The organism is Flavobacterium humidisoli (assembly GCF_023272795.1).
GTDB lineage: Bacteria > Bacteroidota > Bacteroidia > Flavobacteriales > Flavobacteriaceae > Flavobacterium > Flavobacterium humidisoli.
In genome coordinates this window covers 3840212-3865549 of sequence record NZ_CP096829.1, presented here as the reverse complement: position 1 = coordinate 3865549, position 25338 = coordinate 3840212, and the positions used below count along the sequence as shown (strand labels likewise).

Annotated in this window: 26 protein-coding genes; 6 read left to right on the top strand and 20 right to left on the bottom strand. The window is 34.3% G+C overall.

Annotated features, from left to right (window positions below):
* The first annotated feature begins 9 nt into the window (after positions 1-9).
* Positions 10-1941: an OmpA family protein gene (locus tag M0M44_RS16610; protein ID WP_248726677.1), complete on the top strand. Its 1932-nt coding sequence runs from the start codon at positions 10-12 to the stop codon at positions 1939-1941.
* Positions 1942-2334: 393 nt separating this feature from the next.
* Here the strand turns inward: M0M44_RS16610 and M0M44_RS16605 are convergent, their stop codons facing one another.
* From M0M44_RS16605 to M0M44_RS16570, 8 genes are all read right to left on the bottom strand, one after another.
* Complete coding sequence (locus tag M0M44_RS16605) at positions 2335-2937, bottom strand: DUF4468 domain-containing protein (protein WP_248726676.1); 603 nt, start codon at positions 2935-2937, stop codon at positions 2335-2337.
* A gap of 184 nt (positions 2938-3121) precedes the next feature.
* Positions 3122-3697: a DUF4833 domain-containing protein gene (locus M0M44_RS16600; RefSeq protein WP_248726675.1), complete on the bottom strand. Its 576-nt coding sequence runs from the start codon at positions 3695-3697 to the stop codon at positions 3122-3124.
* Positions 3698-4135: 438 nt separating this feature from the next.
* Complete coding sequence (locus M0M44_RS16595) at positions 4136-4561, bottom strand: GtrA family protein (protein ID WP_248726674.1); 426 nt, start codon at positions 4559-4561, stop codon at positions 4136-4138.
* 1 nt (position 4562) lies between these two features.
* Positions 4563-5249 (bottom strand): CDP-alcohol phosphatidyltransferase family protein, encoded by a 687-nt coding sequence (locus tag M0M44_RS16590; protein WP_248726673.1) that lies wholly within the window; start codon positions 5247-5249, stop codon positions 4563-4565.
* A 154-nt stretch (positions 5250-5403) separates the two neighbouring features.
* The gene (locus M0M44_RS16585) at positions 5404-6210 is read right to left on the bottom strand and encodes a phytanoyl-CoA dioxygenase family protein (protein ID WP_248726672.1); all 807 of its coding nucleotides are present in this window, start codon (positions 6208-6210) and stop codon (positions 5404-5406) included.
* Positions 6211-6433: 223 nt separating this feature from the next.
* Positions 6434-7219, bottom strand: a complete 786-nt coding sequence (locus tag M0M44_RS16580; protein ID WP_248726671.1) for an SDR family NAD(P)-dependent oxidoreductase — start codon at positions 7217-7219, stop codon at positions 6434-6436.
* A gap of 219 nt (positions 7220-7438) precedes the next feature.
* Positions 7439-8365 carry a ketopantoate reductase family protein gene (locus tag M0M44_RS16575; RefSeq protein WP_248726670.1) on the bottom strand — a complete coding sequence of 309 codons (927 nt, stop codon included), beginning with the start codon at positions 8363-8365 and terminating at the stop codon, positions 7439-7441.
* Between the two features lie 254 nt (positions 8366-8619).
* Positions 8620-9147 (bottom strand): hypothetical protein, encoded by a 528-nt coding sequence (locus tag M0M44_RS16570; protein WP_248726669.1) that lies wholly within the window; start codon positions 9145-9147, stop codon positions 8620-8622.
* Positions 9148-9329: 182 nt separating this feature from the next.
* On the opposite strand from M0M44_RS16570, the gene M0M44_RS16565 reads away from it, so the two are divergent.
* The 5 genes from M0M44_RS16565 (at position 9330) to M0M44_RS16545 (ending at position 13550) form a co-directional block, all read left to right on the top strand.
* Positions 9330-9734, top strand: coding sequence for a helix-turn-helix domain-containing protein (locus M0M44_RS16565; RefSeq protein WP_248726668.1), 405 nt, complete (start codon positions 9330-9332; stop codon positions 9732-9734).
* A 238-nt stretch (positions 9735-9972) separates the two neighbouring features.
* Positions 9973-10641: a hypothetical protein gene (locus tag M0M44_RS16560; protein ID WP_248726667.1), complete on the top strand. Its 669-nt coding sequence runs from the start codon at positions 9973-9975 to the stop codon at positions 10639-10641.
* 118 nt (positions 10642-10759) lie between these two features.
* Positions 10760-10990: a hypothetical protein gene (locus tag M0M44_RS16555; RefSeq protein WP_248726666.1), complete on the top strand. Its 231-nt coding sequence runs from the start codon at positions 10760-10762 to the stop codon at positions 10988-10990.
* A 222-nt stretch (positions 10991-11212) separates the two neighbouring features.
* Positions 11213-12337 carry a DUF4238 domain-containing protein gene (locus M0M44_RS16550; RefSeq protein WP_248726665.1) on the top strand — a complete coding sequence of 375 codons (1125 nt, stop codon included), beginning with the start codon at positions 11213-11215 and terminating at the stop codon, positions 12335-12337.
* A gap of 328 nt (positions 12338-12665) precedes the next feature.
* Positions 12666-13550, top strand: coding sequence for a helix-turn-helix domain-containing protein (locus tag M0M44_RS16545; protein ID WP_248726664.1), 885 nt, complete (start codon positions 12666-12668; stop codon positions 13548-13550).
* Positions 13551-13785: 235 nt separating this feature from the next.
* Here M0M44_RS16545 and M0M44_RS16540 read toward each other — a convergent pair whose 3' ends face one another.
* The 12 genes from M0M44_RS16540 to ureB form a co-directional block, all read right to left on the bottom strand.
* On the bottom strand, positions 13786-15012 hold the full coding sequence (locus M0M44_RS16540; RefSeq protein ID WP_248726663.1) for a RidA family protein: 1227 nt from the start codon (positions 15010-15012) through the stop codon (positions 13786-13788).
* 204 nt (positions 15013-15216) lie between these two features.
* Positions 15217-16020 carry a DUF2490 domain-containing protein gene (locus M0M44_RS16535; RefSeq protein WP_248726662.1) on the bottom strand — a complete coding sequence of 268 codons (804 nt, stop codon included), beginning with the start codon at positions 16018-16020 and terminating at the stop codon, positions 15217-15219.
* A 12-nt stretch (positions 16021-16032) separates the two neighbouring features.
* Positions 16033-18090 carry a TonB-dependent receptor gene (locus M0M44_RS16530; RefSeq protein WP_248726661.1) on the bottom strand — a complete coding sequence of 686 codons (2058 nt, stop codon included), beginning with the start codon at positions 18088-18090 and terminating at the stop codon, positions 16033-16035.
* A 145-nt stretch (positions 18091-18235) separates the two neighbouring features.
* Positions 18236-19129 carry an urea transporter gene (locus M0M44_RS16525; protein WP_248726660.1) on the bottom strand — a complete coding sequence of 298 codons (894 nt, stop codon included), beginning with the start codon at positions 19127-19129 and terminating at the stop codon, positions 18236-18238.
* 33 nt (positions 19130-19162) lie between these two features.
* Positions 19163-19861 (bottom strand): hypothetical protein, encoded by a 699-nt coding sequence (locus tag M0M44_RS16520; protein ID WP_248726659.1) that lies wholly within the window; start codon positions 19859-19861, stop codon positions 19163-19165.
* A 6-nt stretch (positions 19862-19867) separates the two neighbouring features.
* The gene (locus M0M44_RS16515) at positions 19868-20665 is read right to left on the bottom strand and encodes an urease accessory protein UreD (RefSeq protein WP_248726658.1); all 798 of its coding nucleotides are present in this window, start codon (positions 20663-20665) and stop codon (positions 19868-19870) included.
* 4 nt (positions 20666-20669) lie between these two features.
* Entirely contained in the window at positions 20670-21308 is a 639-nt protein-coding gene (gene ureG / locus M0M44_RS16510) for an urease accessory protein UreG (protein WP_248726657.1), read from the bottom strand.
* 75 nt (positions 21309-21383) lie between these two features.
* Positions 21384-22073, bottom strand: coding sequence for an urease accessory protein UreF (locus M0M44_RS16505; protein ID WP_248730012.1), 690 nt, complete (start codon positions 22071-22073; stop codon positions 21384-21386).
* Between the two features lies 1 nt (position 22074).
* Complete coding sequence (ureE, locus tag M0M44_RS16500) at positions 22075-22578, bottom strand: urease accessory protein UreE (protein WP_248726656.1); 504 nt, start codon at positions 22576-22578, stop codon at positions 22075-22077.
* The gene (locus tag M0M44_RS16495) at positions 22578-23165 is read right to left on the bottom strand and encodes a hypothetical protein (protein WP_248726655.1); all 588 of its coding nucleotides are present in this window, start codon (positions 23163-23165) and stop codon (positions 22578-22580) included. The genes ureE and M0M44_RS16495 overlap by 1 nt, the downstream gene beginning before the upstream one ends.
* A 75-nt stretch (positions 23166-23240) precedes the next feature.
* Positions 23241-24962: an urease subunit alpha gene (gene ureC, locus M0M44_RS16490; RefSeq protein ID WP_248726654.1), complete on the bottom strand. Its 1722-nt coding sequence runs from the start codon at positions 24960-24962 to the stop codon at positions 23241-23243.
* Positions 24959-25330 (bottom strand): urease subunit beta, encoded by a 372-nt coding sequence (gene ureB / locus M0M44_RS16485; RefSeq protein WP_248726653.1) that lies wholly within the window; start codon positions 25328-25330, stop codon positions 24959-24961. The genes ureC and ureB overlap by 4 nt, the downstream gene beginning before the upstream one ends.
* Positions 25331-25338: the final 8 nt, after the last annotated feature.

Here is a 25338-nt window from a genome sequence, read left to right as displayed (position 1 = left end):
AAAAATATTATGAAAAATTACACATTTCTCTGCTTAATAATTCTAAATGTTTTTTATGGCTATGCGCAAGAGTCTAAAGTAAAATCGGGTGATAAAAAATACGATGATTATGCCTATATCGATGCCATAAAAACATATGAAAGAATTGCTGATAAAGGATATAAATCTGAAGATTTGTTTAAAAAATTAGGTAATTCCTATTATTTTAATTCCGAATTCGAAGCTGCTGCGAAATGGTACGGAGAGCTTTTTGCTCTTAATTCAACTCCCGAAGCCGAATACTATTACAGATACGCGCAGTCTCTAAAATCAGCTGGACAGACCGATAAAGCTACAGCTATCTTAAATGAATTCAGTACTAAATATAAAAACGATTCAAGAGCAAAACTTTACCAAGAAAATGTCAACTATCTTGACCAGATTAAAGCCAATTCTGGACGTTATAAAATTGAAAATGCTGGAATTAATTCTAAATATTCCGATTACGGAAGTTTTATCTATAACAACAAAATCTATTTTGCTTCGGCCAGAGATACTGGAAATTTTACCCAGAGAAAACATAAATGGACAGGAGAATACTTTACCAATATTTATAATGCCGACATTGATCCTGCAACCGGAGAGGCATCAAAAGTAAATAAAATCAAATCACTCCTCAACAGCCGTTTCCACGAATCAACAATTGTCTTTACCAAGGATGGGAAAACAGTTTACTTTACACGAAATAATTTTATAGACGGCAAAAAAGGAAAAGATGAGAAGGAAATTACACTCGTAAAAATTTACAAAGCCGATTTTGACAACGAAAAATTCAGCAACATTGTTCCTCTCCCCTTTACAAGCGATAATTACAGCACCGCTCATCCTACACTTAGTCCAGATGAAAAAACCTTATATTTTGCGTCTGATATGCCAGGCACAATTGGCCAGTCGGATATTTACAAAGTGAGTATAAAAGGCAATAACAGTTTTGGATCTCCTGAGAATCTTGGTCCATCAATTAATACCGAAGGAAAAGAAACCTTTCCGTACGTAACCACCGAAAATGAAATTTATTTTGCTTCAGACGGTCATCCCGGACTTGGAGGTTTGGATCTTTTTGTAGGACAGATTCAATCTAATGGAAGCGTTACGGATATTCAAAATCTTGGAAATGATATTAATTCTCCAAAAGATGATTTTGCTTATAGTATCGATCCTATTACCAGACAAGGTTATTTTAGCTCCAATAAAGATGGCGGACAAGGTTCTGATGATATTTACAAATTCGTAGAAACACGCGTGTTAAAATGTCTGCAGGAACTTAATGGCATAATAACCGATTCTCAAAGTGGTGTTGTGCTGCCAGGAACTGAATTGACTTTATATGAAAATCAAAAAATTATAAAATCCAGTATTTCCAATTCAAGCGGAGAGTATGCGTTTACTGTAGAATGCGGTAAAACCTACATGGTACGAGCTCAAAAAACCGAATACGAAACAAAAGAAGAAATGGTGACAATTGGAAAAGTTTCTGGAAAAACTCAACTGCCCATTGCATTGGATAAATCTATCTGCAAAGTTACGGTTGGAGATGATTTAGGAAAATGTTTTGGCATAAAAATGATTTATTTTGACTTAGACAAATACAATATCCGTACTGAGGCTGCCATTGATTTAGAAAAAATATTAGATGTTTTAAACCAGCATCCTAATATGAAACTCGATATTCGTTCTCACACAGACAGCAGAGCATCACATCAATACAATCTAAAATTATCTGATCAGAGAGCAAAATCTACCTTAAACTGGCTGGTTAAAAACGGAGTTGCTGCAAGTCGCTTAACAGCCAAAGGATATGGAGAAACTCAGTTGGTAAACAATTGTTCTGATGGTGTAAATTGTTCTGAAGAACAGCATCAAATGAACCGCAGAAGCGAGTTTATTATAACAGGTCTTTAAAATAGTAATACTATCTAAAAAAAAAATTAACTCTTTACACCAGACAATCATTACAGCCAGGATTTAATTGTTGCACATCTGGATTTACTCTTAATTATGGGTTAAATACGCAGCAATACATTCATAATCATATTATTGAAAAAACAAAACAACTCATTCCCAGATCCAATTTAAGCGTAAACGAAATTGCTTATTCGTAGGTTTTGAATATGCGCAATACTTTAGCAAAGTTCGAAGAAGCATCAATTCTGCTCATTAATAACTGCTCAAACGGGGTTCCCTCCACTGAAGTCCTGCATCAGATCAATAGACTAAGCCACTTTATAATTATATAATATGTAAAGAAAGAATTGAATTTGAAAGAAATGAATGTAAATCCCTTTTAAATCTTTATTACCAATTATTAATCTTTTGAGATTTATCAATAATTTGTTTTAAAACCGAATTCAAATGAGTGTTTAATCCATTGTAGGCATCTTCTAAAAGCAATTTTCCATCTTTATCATAAATAGCCACTCTATCGTTCTTGCCTTTTACAAGTTTTAGAGTAGTCCAGCCGCTGCTTCCCCAGCCACTTGTAGGTTTGTAAGTTCCTTCATACCATCGTCTACATTCAAAAGTAGGACTGTTAATCCTGATCTTACCGTCTTTAAAAAGAAAAGATAACGTGTAAGATAAGTCATATTTATAAATTCCTTTTCCAAAACCTCCAGCGCTATGCTTTACAGTTAGAGCATTTTCTTCATAAGCCGTCAAACTAATACTTTCACCATCCACTACATTAAGTCCTTTTTGTGGATTACTGTACATCGAATTAATAGCATTTAGTACATTCTTATACAGATCCTTTTGCTTTACGTTTGGCACATTTACTACCGTAAAATCGCTATCGTCATTTGACACAAAGCCTTGGGGAGTTAGTTTAAAATATTGAGCGAAACTTAGCTGTGTAAAAAGCACAAGTATGGCAATACTGAGTGTTTTGTTTATGTTCATGATTTGTAAAAATTCAAGGTTATTGTTGAATGTAGAATTATCTACCGTTTGATTCAAACAAATTTACTCTGGGTAGATACGAAAAACAATACCTGATTTCATGGTTATTTGATGTAAATTAGTTGATCTCTTCGGAGACTTTCTAATTGGCTGAGTATTCGTTTAATGATTTCTTTTTCTCGTCCTATTTTAATAACATCCTCTCCGTAATGGTTTTATTTGAAGAAGTCTCAATTCCAGTAACTTCAGCATACTTTACATTGGGCAACCAAAAAGAACCTCCTTCAATACGCACAAATATTTTTTCTACTTGTATTTTCTTCTGATTTATACTTACAAAAACATGATACTTTTGATCTAAATCCGTCTTTTTCAAGGTTAAAGGCAGTTTTTTATACGATACGAATTGAAGCTCAAATTCTTCATTATTCAATACTTTGCTTTCTATTCCGTAGGCAAACTTGCGTTGTATGTAATTAAAATCTTTTGTTTCTCCTTTCTCAGCATATCGAATCCAATACCCTTTTATCGGATTGTCTTTATCTATTTTTCCATTTTCTTGGTAATTTAAGGCATAAATAGCAGTGTTTATATTGGGGTCCCGCTGAATGTAAAATAGCATATTATCTACATTTTTAGGCGTTGGAAAATGTAATGGCGATGGATTTTTGGACTGCGCCATTAGATTTCCAGACATTATGTTTACTAAAATCGTTATAACGATTAGTGATTTTGTAAAATATTTAAATGGTTTATTCATGACAAAATATTTATAAGAAATGGTTTGGTGTGATTATTTTAATACATAGAAACATAGATTTAGAACGCTTAAAAAAGGCGTTTCACTTGTTTAAAACAAACATAGTTGGTTATGTGTTAGGATTAGTTTCTACAAAGTTTGTCATCTCGACGAAGGAGAGATCACACAAGAAACTCGACAAAGATTGGATTTGCGTTGCGGAGTTACTTGCGAAGATTTCTCCTGCGTCGAAATGACAATATCGCGGTTAATCTTTGCATTCTCCTATGTTTGAGAAAAATTATAGCTCAAAAAAGCTTAATTTAATGACATTGCCCAACGGTTCGGGATCGGAACTATGTGTGAAGAAACTAGTTTCTTTTTTATATTCTTTTTAGGAATCGAAAACCTATGTTTCTATGTGTTAAATTGCTTTTTTTTTAATTACCAGAATTAATTCTATTCGATTACATTCTGTTTTTCATTTGCCCTAAAAACCCAATATTTAATCAGTGGGTAATTAAATCCATAAGAAACAAAACTATCCGTTACTAATCTTCCGATTCGATAATCGATTTGAAATGCTTTTTGCAAAATAAGCGTACCAAATGATTTTAAAGAAATGCTTCCTAATACAACCACTGCGAATTTAAAAAGCTGACTATTAATGCGGCTGTTATAACCGCATTGATTTTTAAATACCCAAAATCTATTGATGCTGAAATTGATAATGGCGCCAACAGTTCCGGAGATTAGAATAGAAAAGGTAAAATGCAGTTTGAAGACTTCAGTTAACAAAATCATTAAGCCATAATCGGTAATACCACCTAAAAATGCCGCAACTTGCGCCTGCAGAAAAGTGAAAATAGCTTTTTTCTTGAACATTTCAGCCTTGGTTTTTATCTTTTAAATCGCCTAGCTTTAAAAGTTTTGCACTATCAATAACATTGATTAGAAGTAATATAACTGTAATTAAGCCAGCCAAATAGGCAATTGATCCAGGAAATAAAACTTCTATAATTAAAATTAAAGCAATAATAAATCGAAGTTCTGTTGGACCAACAAAGCCAGAATCTATACTGTATTCATCTGTAATTTTGTAGCGCAACTGACTGATGATGATAGACCAACCATACAACGCTACAAAAGCAAAGGCTATTATTTGCGTGCCGTTTTCAGCATAAATGTAATAGCCAAAGCCTATCAGTACAATACCAATCCAATCGGCAATAATATCGAGTGCAAAACCATACCAGCGGCGCGAAATATTTCTATAATAAGCCAATCTTCCGTCTAAAGAATCGCCTAACCAATTTATAGCCAATCCGATAATACCCAAAAGCAAATACCCGTTTGTCAAATAAGTTCCTAAAACAAAAGCTAAAAAAACCAATCCCGAACCAAGCGTCCCTATCAAAGTGAGCAAGTTGGGTGAAATGAATTTAGGCACTTTTGGAAGCAAAAATACAATCGTTAACTGTTCTGCTCTTTTTAAAATATTAGTTCGCTTACGGTCAGAAAATGTTCTTTGTGCAATTGTACTATATTCCTCCTCCTGTATTTCTTTTCCCATTATTAGCCCAATATTTGTAACCCTGACAGTATAGCCAATTCTACTTTTGCAATTTTAAATTTGATTTTTCGCTGCGTATTTTTAAAAAAATCTGTGGTACTTTTTAGCTTACCTGATCTAACCAGATAACTAAATGCGAGAACAATCAGCATAATTATTTAACAATACCCGCAAAACGTTGATAGAAAACCGTTGGGCTATTCTCGTTTTTAGGAGCATATTTTCCTGCTATAATCGGAATATAAATAACTCTCCTTCTACTCTCTTCGCCACGGATAGAGGATTGTGCAACTCTGTGCCACAAACGTCCATCGTGAATGGTTAAATCGCCTGCTTCTGGATTAATAGAAACTTCCTGAGGATCAGGATTATTATCTAAAAAGTATTTTTTACGGAAAAGCATCTGGTAAATGCTTTGCTTGTGCGTGCCCGGAATGATTTTAAGGCCACCGTTTTCTGGTTTTAAAGTGCTTAAATGAATACCCACATTTAACATCGGGTTTAATTTTCCACCATAAAAAATATCTCTCAAACCATCTGTATGCCAGCCCATTTTGGTAAACTTACTTTCTGGCCCATTAATATAATGATTGAAAACCATTCCGTCTTTTTCTTCGGTTCCCAATCTTGCACCATCGCCTGCCAATGGCAATAAACCATTAAATCTTGGATCCAATAAAAGGCCGCTTAAGGTTTGATGATGCTGATTGATAAAAGCAAAACGCTGTACAATTGGAGAACCATCCAAATCTTTTCCGTATTTAATTGGAACACCATTTACTTTTTGAAGTTCATTGTCTATCCATTTTTGCTCTACTTGTTTGGAGGCATCAATGATTGAGGAAACAGTTTCTGGATTTATAAATTTTTTGAAATGGATAAAACCATGTTCGTTAAAAAAGGCAATTTGCTCGTTAGTTAATTGATTAGCAAGTGTAAAAGTTTTATAAGAAGATACCATGATAAATATATTTAATAATTGAAATAATAGTGTTTATAATTTTCCGAAAGATTAGCAGCAACAACAACAGCAACACATTCGCATGTTTGCGTGCATTCGACCTTTAGGTAAATTAAACATATTTCTATTATTAGACATACTCTATAGAATTAGTAGACATTTATGCAAATGTAATATAATTTATTATTTGCCAAAATTTTTTTTCTGTTTTTTTCTAAAAAAATTAAATTTTATAAATCCCAGCTGCCGTTTTTTCGATGAAAGCCTTTGGCAGTACACGATTGGCATAAACCGAAATGAGATTGGTAAAACCTGGAATAACTTCTGATTTTTTGCTGAACATGGCTTTTACAGCCATTTTTGCCACTTCATCTGGCTGCATATTAAACTTTTCAGCCATCTTGTTTAGAGCACTTAAACCCGCTCTTGCGGCAAAACCAGTATCAACTGGACCTGGACTAAAACAAGTTACTGAAATTGAAGTTTGGGAAAGTTCGAAACGCAGGGCACGCGTAAAAGATAAAACAAAAGCTTTTGTAGCCGAATAAACAGCCAGCGTTGGCACAGCCTGATAAGCAGCCGTACTCGATATATTTAAAATGTAGGCTTGTTTTTCTTGCGAAAGTATGGGTATTAATAAATGCGAAAGTTCTACAACAACATTCATATTAAGTTGCATCATACCAAGCTGATCGGTTAAAGAAGACTGACTAAAATCTCTCCAGACACCATAACCCGCATTGTTAACTAAAATGCCAATCGGATAGTTATTCATTTTTATCCAATCGGTTACTTTTTGCGATGCGCCATTTACCGAAAGATCAATGGATAAAACAGCCGTACTGATTCCGTATTTAATTTGAAGATCATCAGATAGTACTTTTAACTCCTCCCCACTCCTTGCTACAAGCAATAGCGGATACCCCTGTTTCGCCAATTCAGAAGCAATAGATTTTCCAATGCCTTTGCTGGCACCGGTTATTAAAGCATACGGTTTCGTTTTGCTCATTTTAATAATTTAATTATCAAATATCTTGAAATAAATTCAATATTATTGCAATGTATACTAAATTAGTAGAATATAAAATTTATTTAGATATTTTTTTGTCAATAAATTCAAAACTTCTAGCTGACCAACTGAGTTATGAGACATATGCTTTTCGTAATCCTCTAAAGGTATTTCGTTCCAAGGGCTGGTTTGTTTACTATTCATAATTCTGAGATAATACTAGTTTCTTGATAATTCGGACTTTATTTTTACTAATTGACCAAGCATTGCAGTAACAGGCACGGCTATATTTCCCTTCAAAATGGCTGATTCGGCAATAGCTAAATTCATAGTTTCTATCTCAGTTTCTCTCTTGTTTAGAATGTCCTGATAGGTTGATATTTTTTGTCCGTCAGACATTTTACTTATAGCCAGAATGTTTTCTAAAACAACTTCCATTGTTAAATTGATGTCATACTCTTTTGACACTGACAAACATTCTTTAATCACCATTTGTGCAATTTGCAGCACTTCTTCATTACGTTGGAAAATTCCATTATCTGTTTCTAATAAAGGACAGATAGAATTAAACACACAGTTACTTATGACTTTTTTCCAAATGATGGTTTGAATATCTTTTTCGTTTCTAAATGAAAAAAGACTGGTGTTGAGTACATCAACAATTTGCTGCAGAATATCATTTGAGCCCTTTACAATTCCAATTGGAGATGGGGCAACTAGCTTAAATCTAACTTTATTATTTTCTAAGGATTCGCTGGTTGCTAATAAAACACATCTGTAAAGCTCATCAAAGCCTTTGTTTAAAAAACTATTTTCAATATGTAGTCCATTTTGAAGAAAAACAATTGGAGATTTTCCCGTTTTATTTTTCAGTTTATCAGCAAGAACACTATTCCCAAATGATTTATTAGTTAATAATATAATTCCGTCAAGACTTTCAAAGTTAGAAAGTGAACTTACAGCAACCTCTGCCTCTATTATTTTATTTTCAATTTCTACCTGTATGTTTTCAATAATTGCAGGCTGATTGTCAATACTTCCTCTTAGAATGGTCACTTTTCTTTCATTCAGAATTAAAGCGACCGCCAAAGCTTTTCCAATTACGCCATTTCCAACAATGTAAATATGATTTTGATTCGGCTTCATTATTATATATTTTTTAGCAAAACTAGAAATCTAACTCTCGCAGACACAGATACAGTTTTTAGAATTTATTAGGATCCAGTTTTTAATTCGTTCTCCACAATTTTTCCCTAAACGCTTGAGGTTGTTATAAATTTTGAATTCTACTTAACACCTTAGACAAAATTAATTCAAATAAAATAGAAATTACAGATATAAAAATGAATGTTTTAAGGGCACAGATTATTTAGCACTAATCAGAAATCCTCAATAAAAAACTAAATTTTCTCCACTCCCCTTTCTCTTAGTAGTTCTGCAGCATCGAGCATTTTGATTAAATAAATATAAGGCGTCATTAAATCAGAGTCAGAATCGATAGAATAAGGAGACAATGAAAGTTCAAGAACTTGATATAGAAACATTTCAAACTCTTCGAGAGATTTTAATTCAAATGCTTTTTGAAATACCATAAAAGGATTGTTGTATTCTTCCTTTGTTAGGGAAGAAAGATGAAATACTGTTTCAGAGCGTAAAGACGCTCTCACTTTCCTTTTTTTGCTTTTCTTCTGCAGACAGTAACAAACTCTGAGAAATGATTTGAGAACCGAATACAAAATAAAAACATCCGAAGGATTATCGTCTTTGTAGACTTTTGGTTTATAGCAGTAAATTACCACTTCGCTTAAAATCTGTTTGTAATAATCAAGCTTAGCAAAAGCAAAAAAAGCATCAATTGCCTTAAATGGATTTTCTGCCGAATCTCCGGCCCAAAAACAAGTTTCGAAGAATGTTTTATTTTTTTTCACAGTTAATAAATTTAAAATTTTGTAGCTAAATTCTGTATTTTAAGAAGAATAATATATTCATAAACCAGATATAATATTCTGACAAAAAAAGCTCTTTTTTACGATATTTTTTTATCTTTGAAACTCATGATTTTTAGCCAAATGGCTTTATCTTTGATCTTTTAGAAAAATTGATATTTAGTATGGAACAGAAAATACATCAGGGAAGAAACGTAAAACGTTTTAGAGAAATGCTAAACATAAAGCAGGAAGCATTGGCTTATGATCTGGGCGAAGATTGGAACCAAAAGAAAATTTCTATGCTGGAGCAAAAAGATGTAATTGAAGACAGCCTGCTGAAACAAATCTCAGCAGTATTGAAAATTCCTGTGGAAGCTTTTCAGAATTTTGATGAAGAGCAAGCGATAAATATTATTTCTAATACTTTTGATAATTGTCAACAACCTGCCTCAGTATTCTACAATTCAACGATTAATCAAATTGATCAGTTTATTAAACTTCACGAAGAAAAAATTGCTTTGTATGAAAGAATGTTGAAGGAAAAAGATGAAATGATGGCGAGGCTTGAGAAATTGATTGGTAAGTAATTATTTATAAAATATATTGATTTTGGAAAGAGACTCATTTGAGTCTCTTTTTTGTTTTAGAGCGTGAGATTAAAGACAATCTATCTTGTAAAACTCTTCCAAGAGCATCTTTTTACGCGTAATTTATTTTATAAAATTTAAGTAAAAATACGCGTATTTTTATTTTTAATTATATTTATGTTTGCATAATCCTCTCATAATAATACAAATAACATTAGGTAACAATTTTGATTAAATCATGACAGCAATTCTAAAAAAACATCCTTATTTAATTATCATCATTTCATTTTTATTTTTAATTCCAATTATTGTTTTTTGTTATTATTTTCATGATCATACGATTTCAGAAGATATAAGTAAGTGGGGAGCCTTTGGAGATTACTTTGGAGGAATACTAAATATATTTTTAAATATTGTAAGTTTAATTGTTTTAAGTTATCTGACTTACCTTATTGGTTTACAATCAAATGAGGAGAATAGAAAAACAAATATTCTAATAAGGAAATTTGATGCATATGAAGTTATTTCGTCAAAAATGACATCTATTCTATCAGCTTTGGCACTCGCAAATACAAATTTAAAAGTAGCAACACATAAAAAAAATAATGGATTGCCTTATAATAACGTAGCAGTTAATGAAATCATAGAACAATCACGTATTTTTCATGAATTTTATGCACTAATAGCTACATATGGTGAACGTTATGGTCACTTATTTAATTATAACTTCAAATCAATTTTTTACGAAGATTTAATTAAAAAAGCGGATGAGACAAGTAAATCATTTGAGAAATTAATTATTACAATCTATACATTGGAAGAGATAAATAATGATCAAAGTGTCATATCAGATTTCTTGAAAGATTTTCAATATTTTATCGATGATTTAAAAAAAGAATTACTTTAATATATATTAGACCTTCGCTCACGTGAACGAGGAAAATATTATAAATTTGAATTATGTAAAGTTACTTTAAAATTATTTTTTTGATAAAATTTAATATAAAACTTATAAAATAAAAAACATGAGCAATATAGAACAATTTGAAAAAGATCTAAATGATCATCTTGCAAAAGAGTTTAATGCTTCAAATCAAAATGATAACATTAAAAAATTATCAGATGCAGAAAATACAGTATATGAGTTTGTCAACAACTATGTTAAAAAATATGGATTAGATAGAAGTGATTTAAATATTACTTCAACATATCTAATTAGTGAATTTGCAAAAAAAAAAATCAATTATATAGAATAGTTATTGATTGGCTTAAATATACCCCGCTAACGCGAGCGTATCATTAGTGAACACAAAGTATAGAATCTCTACAAATTTAGTAAAATGAAAGATCTTTAAAAAGATAATAATCCATATATATTTAGATTGCGTTCACAAGCGAGACGCTCGCGCGAGCAAGGGGATGATAATTTTTTTTAAAAAATTGAACCAAATTTCAAATACTTATAAACAGAATTTAAAATGGCTCATCAGAAAAAAAAGATCACAAAAAACCAGCACTTTGTACCACAGTTTTTTCAGAGATTCTTCTCTTATGAAAATAATGAAAAAACTATTGGTATGTTCAACACACAACTGAATCTTTTCAAAAGTCATGTGCCAATCTCCTCACAGCTTAGCAGTGATTACTTTTATGGTCGTGATGGCGAGTTGGAAGAATGGCTTTCAAAAATGGAAACAGATTCTGCCCCAATCTTCAGGGAAATGTGGGAAAAAGAAAAACTGCCAATTGCCAAAGGTTTGAATCATTCTAAAATGTTGCATTTCATGATTATTTTGGACCTTCGAAATCCTATTCGTTTTGGAATTCTAAATAATTTTGAGCAAAAACTTCTTACCACTAAGTCTAAAATCAGTGAAGGCAATTTACCTACTGATATGATTCCTGGATTACAGGAGCAGCAGAGTGATCAGGGAAAACTTAACTCACTCAAATCTACCAAAGAACTTGTACCAGATCTTATAGAATTGAAATACAAACTCCTAAAAAATACTACTCCAAATCCTTTTATTATTTCAGATAATCCTTTAATACTTTACAATCAGTTTTTAGAAAAAAGAAAATGGAAAGTCTGCAGTCAGAGAGATTACGGGTTAAAGGGAATGCAGTTTTTCCTACCTCTAAACGATTCGTATATGTTGGTTGTATATGATCATAATATTTACAAACTTGGAACTAAAAAACAGGACATTGTTACGATTGATGATAAAAACAGTATTGACCAACTTAATCTTCTACAGTTTCTCAATTCTGAAACTACAGTTAATTTCAACCATAGAGCTTCTAAACATTATATAGAAACACTTTATGAAAAATCTAAAAAATACAAAAAAGCTAACAATGTGTCTATTGATGTGCACAAAATGAATTTTACTAAAGAATCTGATAACTTAAGTGCACAGATGATTGAAATGGGGGTTTCAGACCTAAATATCAATTTAACACTTCAAAAATTAAACTTTGTCTCTAAATCATCAGCTGTAAAATTAAAATCGATTAACGACCAGTACAGAAAAAATATCAAATTCAGAGGTCATACTTATGCAGTCTATACATTCATACCAATTATGAAAAAGCCACAATAAGTAAAATTCCTCCTAACGACAATAAACTAAAAACTACGTATTTCTTATTTTAAAAACTTGATAAAATAACTCAAAAAATACGAAACAGATATAATTCTGTAGTCATTCTAAGGAGTTAAATGTCTCTAAAAATCTATAATCAGCGAAGTTAAATTAAAATAGATTTTTAATTGATTCTTCCTTACTTGTTTTTCACTTAAATAGATAAAAATAACGTAACTTAGTGCTTCATTTTTAGCTGTATACCCAGTGTTAAGAATTGCCTTTATTCTCTTATCACGACTTATACATTTTACATTTACAGCTATTAGAAGAAAATTGAATTCGCATGAAGAATAACCCCAAAATGATTAGTAATTATGAATACAAGAAATTCTTTCTTCCAGATATAACTAGTCATAATCTCTTTAATAATTCTAACGTACAGCTGTATCGAATTGAAAATTATTTAAAGAAAATTGTCATACCCGTTAATCCGTATCAGACTACTTTTAACTTTCTGATTTTTGTAACAAAAGGATATGTGAAGCAGCAGCTGGAAACCTCTGTTTTTGAAATCAATGCGAATCAGGCGCTGAATATTAAACAAGGAAATTTTACGGCAACACTGGAATTATCAGAAGATGTTGAAGGCTTTTTTATTATTTATGAAAATGAGGTTATCACTGAAATTGCATTAACAACAAGCGATTTAAATTTCTTTTACACCTCTCCATTTTCTATTTTAGATTCTAATAAAATCAATTGGCTTATTCGTTTGTTTGAATTGCTAGAAGAAGAATTAAACGAAGACGAACATATTGATGCCATCACGATTGCGCTTCTTCAATCGGCATTGCTGAAAATTATTCGAACAGAAAACACAGATAACAAATCGCTCAATCGAACCAGCTTTATCTCTTTTCACTTTAGAGAATTGGTGCAAAAGAACCATATTCGACATAAAAACCTCGATTTTTACTCTAATCTATTAAAAATATCAGATAATTATTTGAACAAATGCGTCAAAGAAACCACTGGAAAAGCGCCAAAACAATGGATAAATGAAATTACGATTCAGCACAGCCAGATTCTTTTGCAGGACAATTCAAAAGAAATAGCAGAAATAGCTTTTGAACTGCAATTTCAGTCCCCTTCTTATTTTTCGCGTATGTTTAAAAAAGTGACGGGACAATCTCCTTCAGATTATCGCTCGCAGTTTTTGAAGCATTAAAAATTTAATTTAAACACATAGAAACATAGGTTTTTATTTCTTGTGTTTGAGATTAAAGAAAAAGCAAGCTTTAACACATAGCGCTATGTGTATTTAAATTAGTGAAACGGATTCACACCCATATTTTATTTATAAAAACAAAAAACGCTTATGGAGAATCTTTAACAATCCTGTGATAAGCGCTTTTTTTGTCTAAAAAAGACTCTACTTAAAAAATTAAATTTTCACCAATTACTTAGGCTGGCGTACCTTCACTATTAGAAACAACAGCATCAACTTGAATTAAAGCATCCATAGGAATTGTCGAAACGCCAATTACCGTCCTTGCAGGCAAGTCACCGCTAAAAAATGAAGTATAGATTTCGTTTACAGCAGTAATATCTGCTACGTTTTTAAGCTGAATGTTTATTTTAACAATATCATCCATTTTGTGGTCGATGCTTTCTACAATAGCTTTGATATTATTTAAACATTGCGCTGCTTGTTCTTTAATGCCACTGCCAACTATTTGATTGTTTTCTGGAACCAAAGGCAATTGACCCGAAATATGATTGTAATGTGAATAAGCAACTGTATGAGAATATGGTGATTTTGGTGCATTTTCTGTGTTGTTTGCCTCGATTACTAAAAAGCGTGTATCTTCAGGAAGTTGCGGAGGCGTTCCGTCACCATGCGATACAGCAACATCAATCTGCACTAAAGCATCCATTGGCAAAGCTGAAGCATTAACAATTGTTCTCGCTGGAACATAGTTTGGAAAGAATTTTGCCAAAACTTCGCTTACAGCATTAGCGTCTGAAAGGTCTTTAAGGAAAATAGTAGTTTTCACCACATCATTCATAACATGGCCAATGCTTTCTAAAATGGCTTTAATATTTTCCAAACATTGCTCTGTTTGCGCTTCTACTCCACCAGCAACTATTTTTCCTGATTGAGGATCAAGCGGCAATTGAGCTGAAATATTGTTGTAATGAGAAAATGCTACGGTTTGTGCGTGTAAGCTCTTTGGCGCTTTTTCTGTGTTTCTGGTCACTTTAACAAGATCTAAAGCTTTTTGAGGAGTTGTTCCCTCACCGTTTGAGATAAGAGCATCGATCTGAATTAAAGCACCCTCTAGCGACAAAGCTTCTATTGCAACTGTTGTGCGTGTTGGAAGATCGCTTTTGAAGAACGTTTTGTACACTTCGTCTACTGCCTCTACATCAGAAATATTCTTTAGGAAAACAGTTAGTTTTACAGCGTCATCCATAACATGGCCAATGCTTTCTACGATTGCTTGGATATTCTTTAAACATTGTTCTGCCTGCTCTTTAATATCGCTGCTAACAATTTCTCCCGTTTTAGGATCGACAGGTAATTGTGCCGAAAAATTGTTGTAATGAGAAAATGCTACTGTTTGCGTCGAAAATGGACTCTTTGGCGCGTTTTCTGTGTTTCTCGAATTCTTTTTAATTTCGCTCATAAATTGTTTGTTTTTCTGTTTTAATTATTACTTCTTTTTTAGCGCTCGTTTGATGGAAATTGAACAAAATTTAATTTTAACATATAGATCGATGTGTAGTAGCATTTTTAGTGAAACGCTTGAGATAAGCCTCTAAAAGCTATGTTTTGATGTGTTAAAAATAATTGCCGCCCACGGTTAGATCTTGGCTTTTGTATTGTTTGATCATGCCCCGAAAGGATTTTTCCAAATTATATCTACGGCTAAATAATTCACGTCTGAACTATCAGCGCCTTTACCAATAATGTTATACATATAACCTACATCGAAAATAAATGGAATCTCATGCGGACTAAGCGAATAGTAAAGCGTAAGTCTGCTTTCTTTGTAATCAAACTTCGACCATTGCTTTTCTGGCTCATTTTCTTTACTGATTGCAAAAAGCATTTCGGCTCCGCCTATGATGTGATGCGTTTTGGTGCTTCCTAAATCTAGGCTTAGCTGTGTTTTAAGTCTTGTACGCAACTGAAAATTCTCTTCGGCATTACTAAAATCAGGGTTAAAAAACTTTCTAAACTCCTGTCTTACCGTGTTTTTCCATTTCAGTCCATTGCCTTCCATGATGTACGAATAGCGTCCGTAAACTCTAAATTCCTGTTCAATTGCTGGATTTAATTCGTCATATGGTGCTTCTGAATCATAATTATTAGATCGTCTGTAGCTTAGTGCATAGGAGTATTCCCAGTTCTTTCTATAACGATTCGAAATTTCCTCATTGATTACGAGAATAGCCATTTTTGAAAATGGATTATTCTCATCTGGACTGCTCTTTAGTCCAACGCCTACATAAGTGGTCGATTCTTTTTGTTTAAGAGAATCTAAAGATTGCCTGACTCCAAGAGCAAACCAAGAAGCGTTTTTTGCTTCTCCTAAGCCTGGAGGGCTTAACTGTGCGTATGAATTGCTTATTGTGACCACAAAAATGAGCGCTGCCAATAGCAATTTGCTTTTTGCAGGCACTTTTTTCATATTTTCTAAAATTTAAAATTTGTAACTTATTCCTGTTTTTACAGCGAAAGGGGTTCCGGGAGTAAAACATAATTCGGATACCGAACTAGTCTCATCTCTAAGTCTGGTTTCTGTTTCAAATTGCGCTTCGTTCCATTTTGTGTTAAAGATGTTTTGAAACTGCAGATTTACTTCCCAGTTTTTTTTGCCGTATGCCAGCACAAGATCATTAACGAAATAACCGCGTGTTCGTACCGAATTGTCTTCGATGGCAGGTCTGGCATCCATATAGCGGTATCTTAGGTTTGCCGAAAAACCAGAAGGAAGTTTTACCGCCACACCTCCGGTACTGGTAAGTGTTGGAACTAAAGGAATATAATCTTCTCCCTTTGGCTCATCAATATAACGTGCATGAGCATAATTAAGATCGCCATCTAGATACAGCCATGAAATTGGCTGGTATCGCAAACTCAGATCGAACCCTAAACGACGTGTTTTTCCAGATGGTTCTACCACAGCTTCATCTCCAACATATACAAATTCTTGCTGCAAATACATATGCCAAATTGCAGGCTGAATAATCATATTGGCTGTTGGACGAAGGATGACGCCAAAATCACTTCCAAAAGAATAAGGAAGAATGTCTTTTCCATCTTGCGCCACTACAACTCTCACGTCGTTGGAGTGAAAACCAAAACCAGACTTAATATACCATTGCACATTTTGGTTCTGTGTATACGAAATATTCAATTTTGGACTCACTCTAGCCGCAGAAGCCTCTTTTGCTGCGGGCAGACTAGAAAGCCTATCATGAAGACTAAAGGTAAAATAGTCTAACCTCGCTGATGGATTTATGATCCATTTCCCAACTCTATAATCAATTGAAGTATAGCCATGAACATTTATTTCAGAGGCAGATGCATCAGACATTCTGTCTAACAATAAATCACGCTGAAAAACATGGTTTAATTGTAAATTCTTGATGTCATCAAAACGAAAACCCGCTCCCGAAGTCCAAGTCATGCTACTATTCTCAAATGCAAATCTTCGGATATACTTATTTTCAAGACCATAAATAGAACGATTATCAGTCTGCTGAATCTCGTCTCCATAAACAGGATCATTCAGAAAAAAGGTAAAATTCGAAAACAGATTAAAATTATATTTAGAATAGAATAAATTGCTTGAAAACTCTTCGTTCTCATTGGCCAAATATCTATAATTCACTACAAGGTTTGTTCTCGAAGTGCTTCCACCCTCAGTTGGATCTATTGATCCCCATCTGCTTATAATTCCTTCTTCGACTGCTCTTTCTGGAATTTGTCCCGAGGCGTTCCAGTTTGAAGTAAAAGTAGATCCAAGAATAGAGAAATAGTGTTTTTCATCAATCCACTGATTGTACTTCGCTAAAACGTTAATACGTGTAAAATCCTGTTTGACATCAAATGGTCCATCTGTGTAATTGAACTCGCCAGCTACATAAAAATTTTTATCCTTACTGTTCTTATTCAAAAGGTTAAGCATGGTCACCGCTCGCATGGTATTAAAAGAACCACCTTCAATTTTGAAAAGATTATTCTCTAATTTGTCAAATGTGCTAAAATTTACATAGCCAGAAGTATTAAAATCACCTTTTTCGGCATAATAAGCTCCTTTTCCAAAATCGATATCTTTGATTGTTTCCGGAATCAGAAAATGCAGATCAGCATATCCTTGCCCATGTGCATGTGAGACTATATTTACTGGAATTCCGTCAGCCATAACACTGATGTCGGTTCCATGATCATTATCAAAACCTCGTAAAAATATTTGTTCTGCTTTACCGCCGCCAGCGTGCTGAGCGATAAATAATCCAGGAACTTTTCGCAATAAATCCTGCGCAGAGTTTACAGGTGCCATTCTTAAATCAACTTTCATAATTTGTTTTCTGAAGTCGATGTTACTAATAACTATTTTGCTCAGATGCACTGTATCTGCTTCTGGCTTGTTTACTTCTGATTTATTTGCTTCTGCTTTATTTACTTCTTGAGCAAATCCATTCTGCGCTGTTAACAATACTATTACAATCCCTGTAAAAAGTTTGTTTCTCATTATTTTTTATTTTATTTAATTCGTTGGGGGAAATTATTTTCAACACATAGAAGCATAGTCCCGATCCCCAAACGTCGAGACAGGATTGAACCTTAAAAAATATGCTCCTATGTGTTAAAAGTTTTTTTAATTCCGCTCCCGAATTTTATTTTAGTATTATCTGCTCCTGTTTTTGGAGTTTATTTTCAAAATGACCTACCAGTTTTTTTAAGGAAACAATTACCCACATCGATAAAACAAACGGAAACGTAAGTGTAATCCAACCATTATGCATCATGAAAATATCAAAGTACGTTGCTATGACTGCTGACAGCAGTACATATAATCCATCTCTTGGTTTTGTTCCACTGCATGCAATTCCGCACAAAACAGCATTGAAGCTAAACATTCCATCTTCTATTAATTTTACAGAATCCTGATTAAAATGCGCAATTGCTCCTGCAATCACTGCTGCTACGAATCCGTATAATGCTGCTGTAGGATTATTGAGAAAAACCCCGATAAAAAACAGCAAGCCAGCAGCAATAGTTCCCTGAAAAATCACTTCACTATAAGCGTGTGCGGCTACCTCAAAAACTTCAAGTTCATCCATTTCTGCATTTACTGCAGGTAATCTTGCAGCAGCCAATCCAAAATGTTGAATACTCAAAACAGCAACTACAGTAATTACAATAAAAGGAAAGGTGAAAAATGGAATTTTTTTGCGAATGGAAAATTCCATTAGCAAGGTGCTCAAAATTGAACCTAGAATAATTAAAAACCATATTAATGGACTTGTTTCAAAGAAGAAAACCAATCCTACCCCGATTAATGTAGCATTAAATCCGTACAAACCCGCTTTTATATTTTCGTCACTGAACTTACAGATTCGTGCTGTTCCAGTGGCAACAATGCAGCTTATCAAGGCACCCACGCCCATAAGAAGGGAGTCATAGCATATTGCAATTAAAAATAATAAACCTGTCCAAGCGCTTTCCTGAAGCATGATTTGACCAATGCCTTTAAGCACAGTTTCTACTATCGTTTTACTTTTTTTCATTTATTTATACTTCTAGAAGTGAAATTATTTGATTTACCAACCCAAAAAGACCATCCCAAAACCGCAGGCTAAAACTACTGCTCCGCTAATTGCGGGAGTATAGCGTTCGAATTTTTCTGTTTTAAAAAAAGAATATCCATAAACGCCCAAAAGCACCATTCCAAGCATCGTTAAAACTGTACTTAATGTAAATACACCAATGATTGTGGAAATTTCGGCAACAGAACGGTTCAATCCTGAATAGAATAGTAAAGGAATTAACGGCTCGCTTGGTCCCATCACAAAAATGGCAAACAAAACCAAAGGCGTCACTTTAACTCGACTTGTTGGCATGACTACTTCACCGTGTTTGTGCGAGTACACAAATACATCTTCTCCCATTACGTCAAAGTGTTTGTGCGCTTTGTTTTTATAAGCGGCCCAAAGCCCATAACAAAGGTAAACGGCACCAAATAACAGCAGCGCCCAACTTGCAATATTGCCTCTGAAGTCTTGGAAAAAGCTTATTTTATTAATTTGCCATCCTAAGAAAACCCCAATAATTCCTAAAACAACCGAACTCAGAATATGCCCTAAACCGCAAACTATTGTTAGCATAATGGTCTTAGACAGACTCCATTTGCGCGATCGCGATAAAACAATAAACGGCAGATAATGATCTGGACCCGATGCTGTATGAAAAAAGCTAATGCTGATAGCTGTAACTGATAATGCTATTAAATTTGAATCCATAACTGTTTAAATTTGTATTGTGTCTTTTTCTTCCCAAAGCACGTCCTGCACCTTTCTGAAAAAATCAAACATTTGCTCCCCTCCATGTCCTAGAATTCTAATGACAAAGCCATTAGCTTCCAGCTCACTAATTCCAAATGTTACATTTTCTAATGCTTCCAATTCAATAAAGAAGGATTCGATATGTTCCTTCACCTCTTCATTTTTTGTATTGAGATATACAAAAGTTCCCTGATGAGTGTAACCTTCCAACAACCCCATAGCCGATAAAGGCATAATATCGGGTCTTAACAGAACATTGTCCTTTAGAATAAGCCTATCATGGTGATAAACCTCAAGAAGATTCTGAAAATGAGTATATTTAAAAGTTTCTCCGTGATGTTTACGTCCACAAGTAATGATTTCACTTATCGTTAGATCACAATCATCGTCGAGACTAATCTTATTATGGCTTTTAAAAGTAGAATCTTCATGAGGCACTACAGGATGAGGCACATACGAGAACGAAGTTCCTTTTTCCATTTTGACATTCATGATTTGCGCTGCACTGCCTTCCATATTAAACAATCTCTGATAGGATTGTGATTGCAATTGCAAACGAGCATTTTCTTTTATATTTACCTGAATATCATAAGCATCACCACTTAAAATTCCAGGCGATGAGCTCATGATCATCAAGTAGGAAGCTCCATCAGATTTATACTGCCCCACAGGCATAATTCTAAAAGGCTGTGTTACGTATGCATCTCTTAAAAATGATTCCCCATCTCTTTCTTCTATTTCTATTTTTAGGGTACTTACCATTTGATTAACGAACTAAATTTGGTTCTTCGATATCTTCAAGCAATGCATATTTCTTGATCCAGCCAATAACTTCGTCAATTCCTTCTGTAGATCTAAGGTTTGAAAACACAAATGGCGCACCTTTTCTCATTCTTCTCGCATCATTTTCCATCACTTCTAAACTAGCTCCCACATAAGGTGCCAAGTCGATTTTATTGATCAAAAGCAAATCTGATCTTGTGATCCCTGGCCCGCCTTTACGAGGGATTTTCTCTCCTTCGGCCACATCGATTACGAAAATGGTCACATCGGCCAAGTCTGGTGAAAAGGTTGCAGAAAGATTATCTCCGCCGCTTTCAATTAGAATCAATTCGATATCAGGAAAACGCGAAACCAATTCATCAACCGCTTCCAAATTCATACTGGCATCTTCACGAATTGCTGTGTGAGGGCAGCCTCCAGTTTCTACTCCAATGATTTTCTCTTTTGGCAATAGACTATTTTTCACCATAAATTCGGCATCTTCTTTCGTATAGATGTCATTGGTAATTACTCCCAAATTATAGTTGTTCAGCATTTTTCGGCTTAAACGTTCTAACAATGCAGTTTTTCCTGATCCTACAGGGCCTGCAACTCCTACTTTAACATATTTTCTAGTTTCCATTTTTTATTTTTTTATTTCTTCTTTTCTCTTTTCTCTTTTCTCTTTTCTCTTTTCTCTTTTCTCTTTTCTCTTTTTCTACGACATGTATAATCTTGAATAAAGTCTCTCGTGCTGCATGCATCGAATATCAAAAGCGATGCTGCAAAGACCAACAAGCTCTCTTTCTACTGTTAAAGTTTCTTTTGCTAATTTTTTAATCAGCGGCTGCAGTTCGAATAAAACATCTTGTCCATCTAATTGCCCGAGAGGAACGAGCTTTACTGAATTGGTAATCATTCCGATAGCAGCATTGTAATAGAATGCGAACAAGGCTTCATCCAGTGGAATTTCCAATAACTGCGCATACAATCCAAAAGCAATGCAATAATGTGCTGTTGCTTCTTTATTTGCAATGGCACGTTCATAACCATCAATGAGATCAAAGGCTTTTTGTCTTCGAAAAATCTTGATTAATCGAATCCCCAGTTTCTGGCTTGCCTCTCGTATTTCGCGCGGACTTTTTAAAGCGCTGCATTCTTGATCTAGTTTAATGATAGTTTCTAAATCATTTTCTTCTGCAGCCAGATACGCTAATTTTAAGAAAGATGCATCATTATATTTAATGTTATATATTAACATATTTGTTACAAACTCTTTTGCTGAAGCTACAGAATTTACCGCCTCATCCTGAACGTAAGTCTCCAATCCGTTAGAGTGGGTATATCCTCCAATTGGCAAAGTTGGATCTGCCAAATGGAGAAGACTTCCTAAATAGGTGTTTTCTATATTAGTCATTTGAAGAGGCCATATTTAGAATTTTTGTAAAAAGAGAGGAATTTCCGTGGCCATGAGGCGCTACATTTGATTTCAGCAAATGCAAGAGCTTTGTCTCTTGTTTTTCTGGTGCATAACCGCTGGCTTCGAGCCATCGAAACATTGGCATTTCAAAAGGCATCATAATCTGATCATTCTGAATAAATAATGGAAGATGCTTGTTTCCAATTTCATAGCAAATTGTTCCCATTTCTAATAAAGATGATGGTGTCATTACGATCGCTTCACAAGGCTTAATATTGACGACAATCAGTTTTTTATCATCTTGATAAAGAATATCATCTTGATTCAATCGCTGTCCTTCTTGAATAAACTTAATCGCAATTTCTACCCCTGAATTTGTTTGCTTGCGCTGAATTCGCTTTGTAGTTTCAAACCACTCAATTTCCAGCAGATCGATCTCCAACCCTTCAATTGATTGCGTTTTGGTATTACCTATTGTCTGTTGTATAATCATTATTTCGTTTTTTTAAGGGAGATGTTTTTTGAAACTCCTAACCCGAATGTTGACCCGTTTATTCCTGCAACAAATGTTCGATTACTTGTTTTATTTGCATCATTTCCTGTTGTATTTTCATAAGATAATTCACAGAACTTCGCTTTTAATGCCCATCCGTGCCCAAGAAATACGGCAACAATGGGATAAATTCTTCCTAGATAACCATTGTAGCTATAAGATCCTGGTGTGTTCATAAGCGTATTTCCCCATACGTAATGCGCATCAACCTGTGCAATGATTGCAAAGTGTTCTCCAATATTCCAAGAATCACTATAAAAAGGACCAATTTCGTGTTTAGAATCTGTGAGATTTCCAACTGCGTTTTTCTCTTGGTCAAAAGCAAAATTCATCCCTGCAACGACGTGATCGTTAAAAAAATACCCCACTCCTATTGGATTTGCCGCAAAAGTGCTCCCTGTATTATTATTGTCTTTATAGGTTAAAGAACCATAAAGCATTAAAGATCCTTTCTGTGCATGAACTGTGGTTAGACTAGCACATACTAGGAGAAGAATTAACCCTAAATTAATTTTCCAAGTATTCATAAAGTTCTTTTGATATTTTTATTTCTAATCTCACTGCAACACAACAAACTGTTGCAGTGAGTAGAATTTTATTAATTAAAACAAATAGTATAACTGTGCTAATGGAAGTTTATCCACTGGTTCGCAGGTGATTTTTTCTCCATCAATTGTCACGGTATAGTTTTCAGCATTTACCATAATCTCTGGAGTTGCATTATTATGAATCATATCTGCCTTACCAATATTTCTACAGTTTGAAACGGCTAGTAATTTCTTTTCTAAACCATATTCTTCGGCAATATTATTATCAATACCTGCCTGAGAAACAAAGGTGAACACGGTTTTTGTCAATGCTTTACCATAAGTTCCAAACATATTACGCATAATAATAGGCTGTGGTGTTGGAATAGAAGCATTAGCATCCCCCATTTTGCTTGCGGCAATAAAACCTCCTTTTACGATAATTTCTGGTTTAACCCCAAATAATGAAGGTTTCCAAATTACCAAGTCAGCAATTTTGCCTGCTTCTATTGATCCAACATAATTAGAAATTCCGTGTGCAATGGCAGGATTGATTGTATATTTAGACACATATCTCTTTGCACGATAGTTGTCGTTTTTGTTTGCTTCATCTTCGGCTAAATGGCCTTTCTGTTTCTTCATCTTATCTGCTGTCTGCCAAGTGCGGGTAATTACCTCTCCTACACGTCCCATAGCCTGCGAATCAGAACTCATGATACTGAACACTCCCATATCCTGAAGCACGTCTTCTGCCGCAATAGTTTCTGGACGAATTCGTGAATCGGCAAAAGCTACATCTTCTGGGATTTTTGGGCTCAAATGATGGCAAACCATCAGCATGTCCAAATGCTCATCTATAGTATTTGTTGTGTAAGGTCTGGTTGGATTTGTAGAGGCCGGCAATACATTTGGATACATCGCTGCCTTGATAATATCTGGCGCGTGACCTCCACCAGCACCTTCAGTATGAAATGTATGAATAACACGTCCTGCAATAGCATTCATGGTATCTTCAAGAAATCCTCCTTCGTTAAGTGTATCAGTGTGAATAGCTACTTGCACATCGTATTTATCAGCCACTTTTAAAGAAGCGTCTATCACGGCAGGAGTTGCTCCCCAATCTTCATGAATTTTTACTCCTAATGCTCCTGCTTCAATTTGCTCCTCAATTGGAGCTTCGGTAGCCACATTTCCTTTTCCGAAGAAACCAACATTTACAGGAAATGCTTCTGCAGCCTGTAACATTCTCTTAATGTTGTGTTTTCCTGGAGTAACCGTTGTGGCATTTGTTCCGTCAGCTGGGCCAGTACCACCACCTATCATGGTAGTAACTCCGCTATACAAAGCCGTTTCTATTTGAGTAGGGCTAATAAAATGTATATGCGTATCAATTCCTCCAGCTGTAACAATATATCCATGTCCTCCATGAACTTCTGTTGAAGCTCCAATGATCATGTTAGGCGTAATATTGTCCATAGTATCTGGATTTCCAGCTCTACCAACTCCTACGATTTTTCCGTCTTTGATACCAATATCTCCCTTTACAATTCCCCAGTGGTCAATAATTGTAGCGCCTGTAATTACAAAATCAAGAACACCTCCGTCACGTAAAGCTGTGGATGATTGGCACATACCATCTCTTACCGTTTTTCCACCACCAAATTTTGCTTCATCTCCATAAGAGCAGAAATCTTTTTCAATTTCTATAATGATATCTGTATCTCCTAAACGTATTTGATCTCCTACCGTTGGACCAAAAATACTTGTATAATTTTTTCTAGTTACTTCTAAACTCATGATTTCACATTTTTAAATTTCCCTTCTTCTAAGCGTTCTAATGCAAGAGCTTTATTATGCGGAGATAAATCTCCATCTACCAAATTGTTGTGGCCATAAATATGCTGAGTGCCGCCAAATTGCGTCAGTTCAACTTCTTTTTCCTCTCCTGGCTCAAATCTCACTGCGGTACTGGCAATAATATTTAATCGCATTCCGAATGCTTTTTCTCTGTCAAATGACATCATTCTATTCACTTCAAAAAAGTGAAAATGGGAACCTACTTGAATGGGTCTATCGCCCGTATTTGTAACTTTAATCTTTAACGTTTCACGGCTATCATTACAAATAATAGTACTGTCTTTTAATATAATTTCTCCTGGAATCATTGTTAATT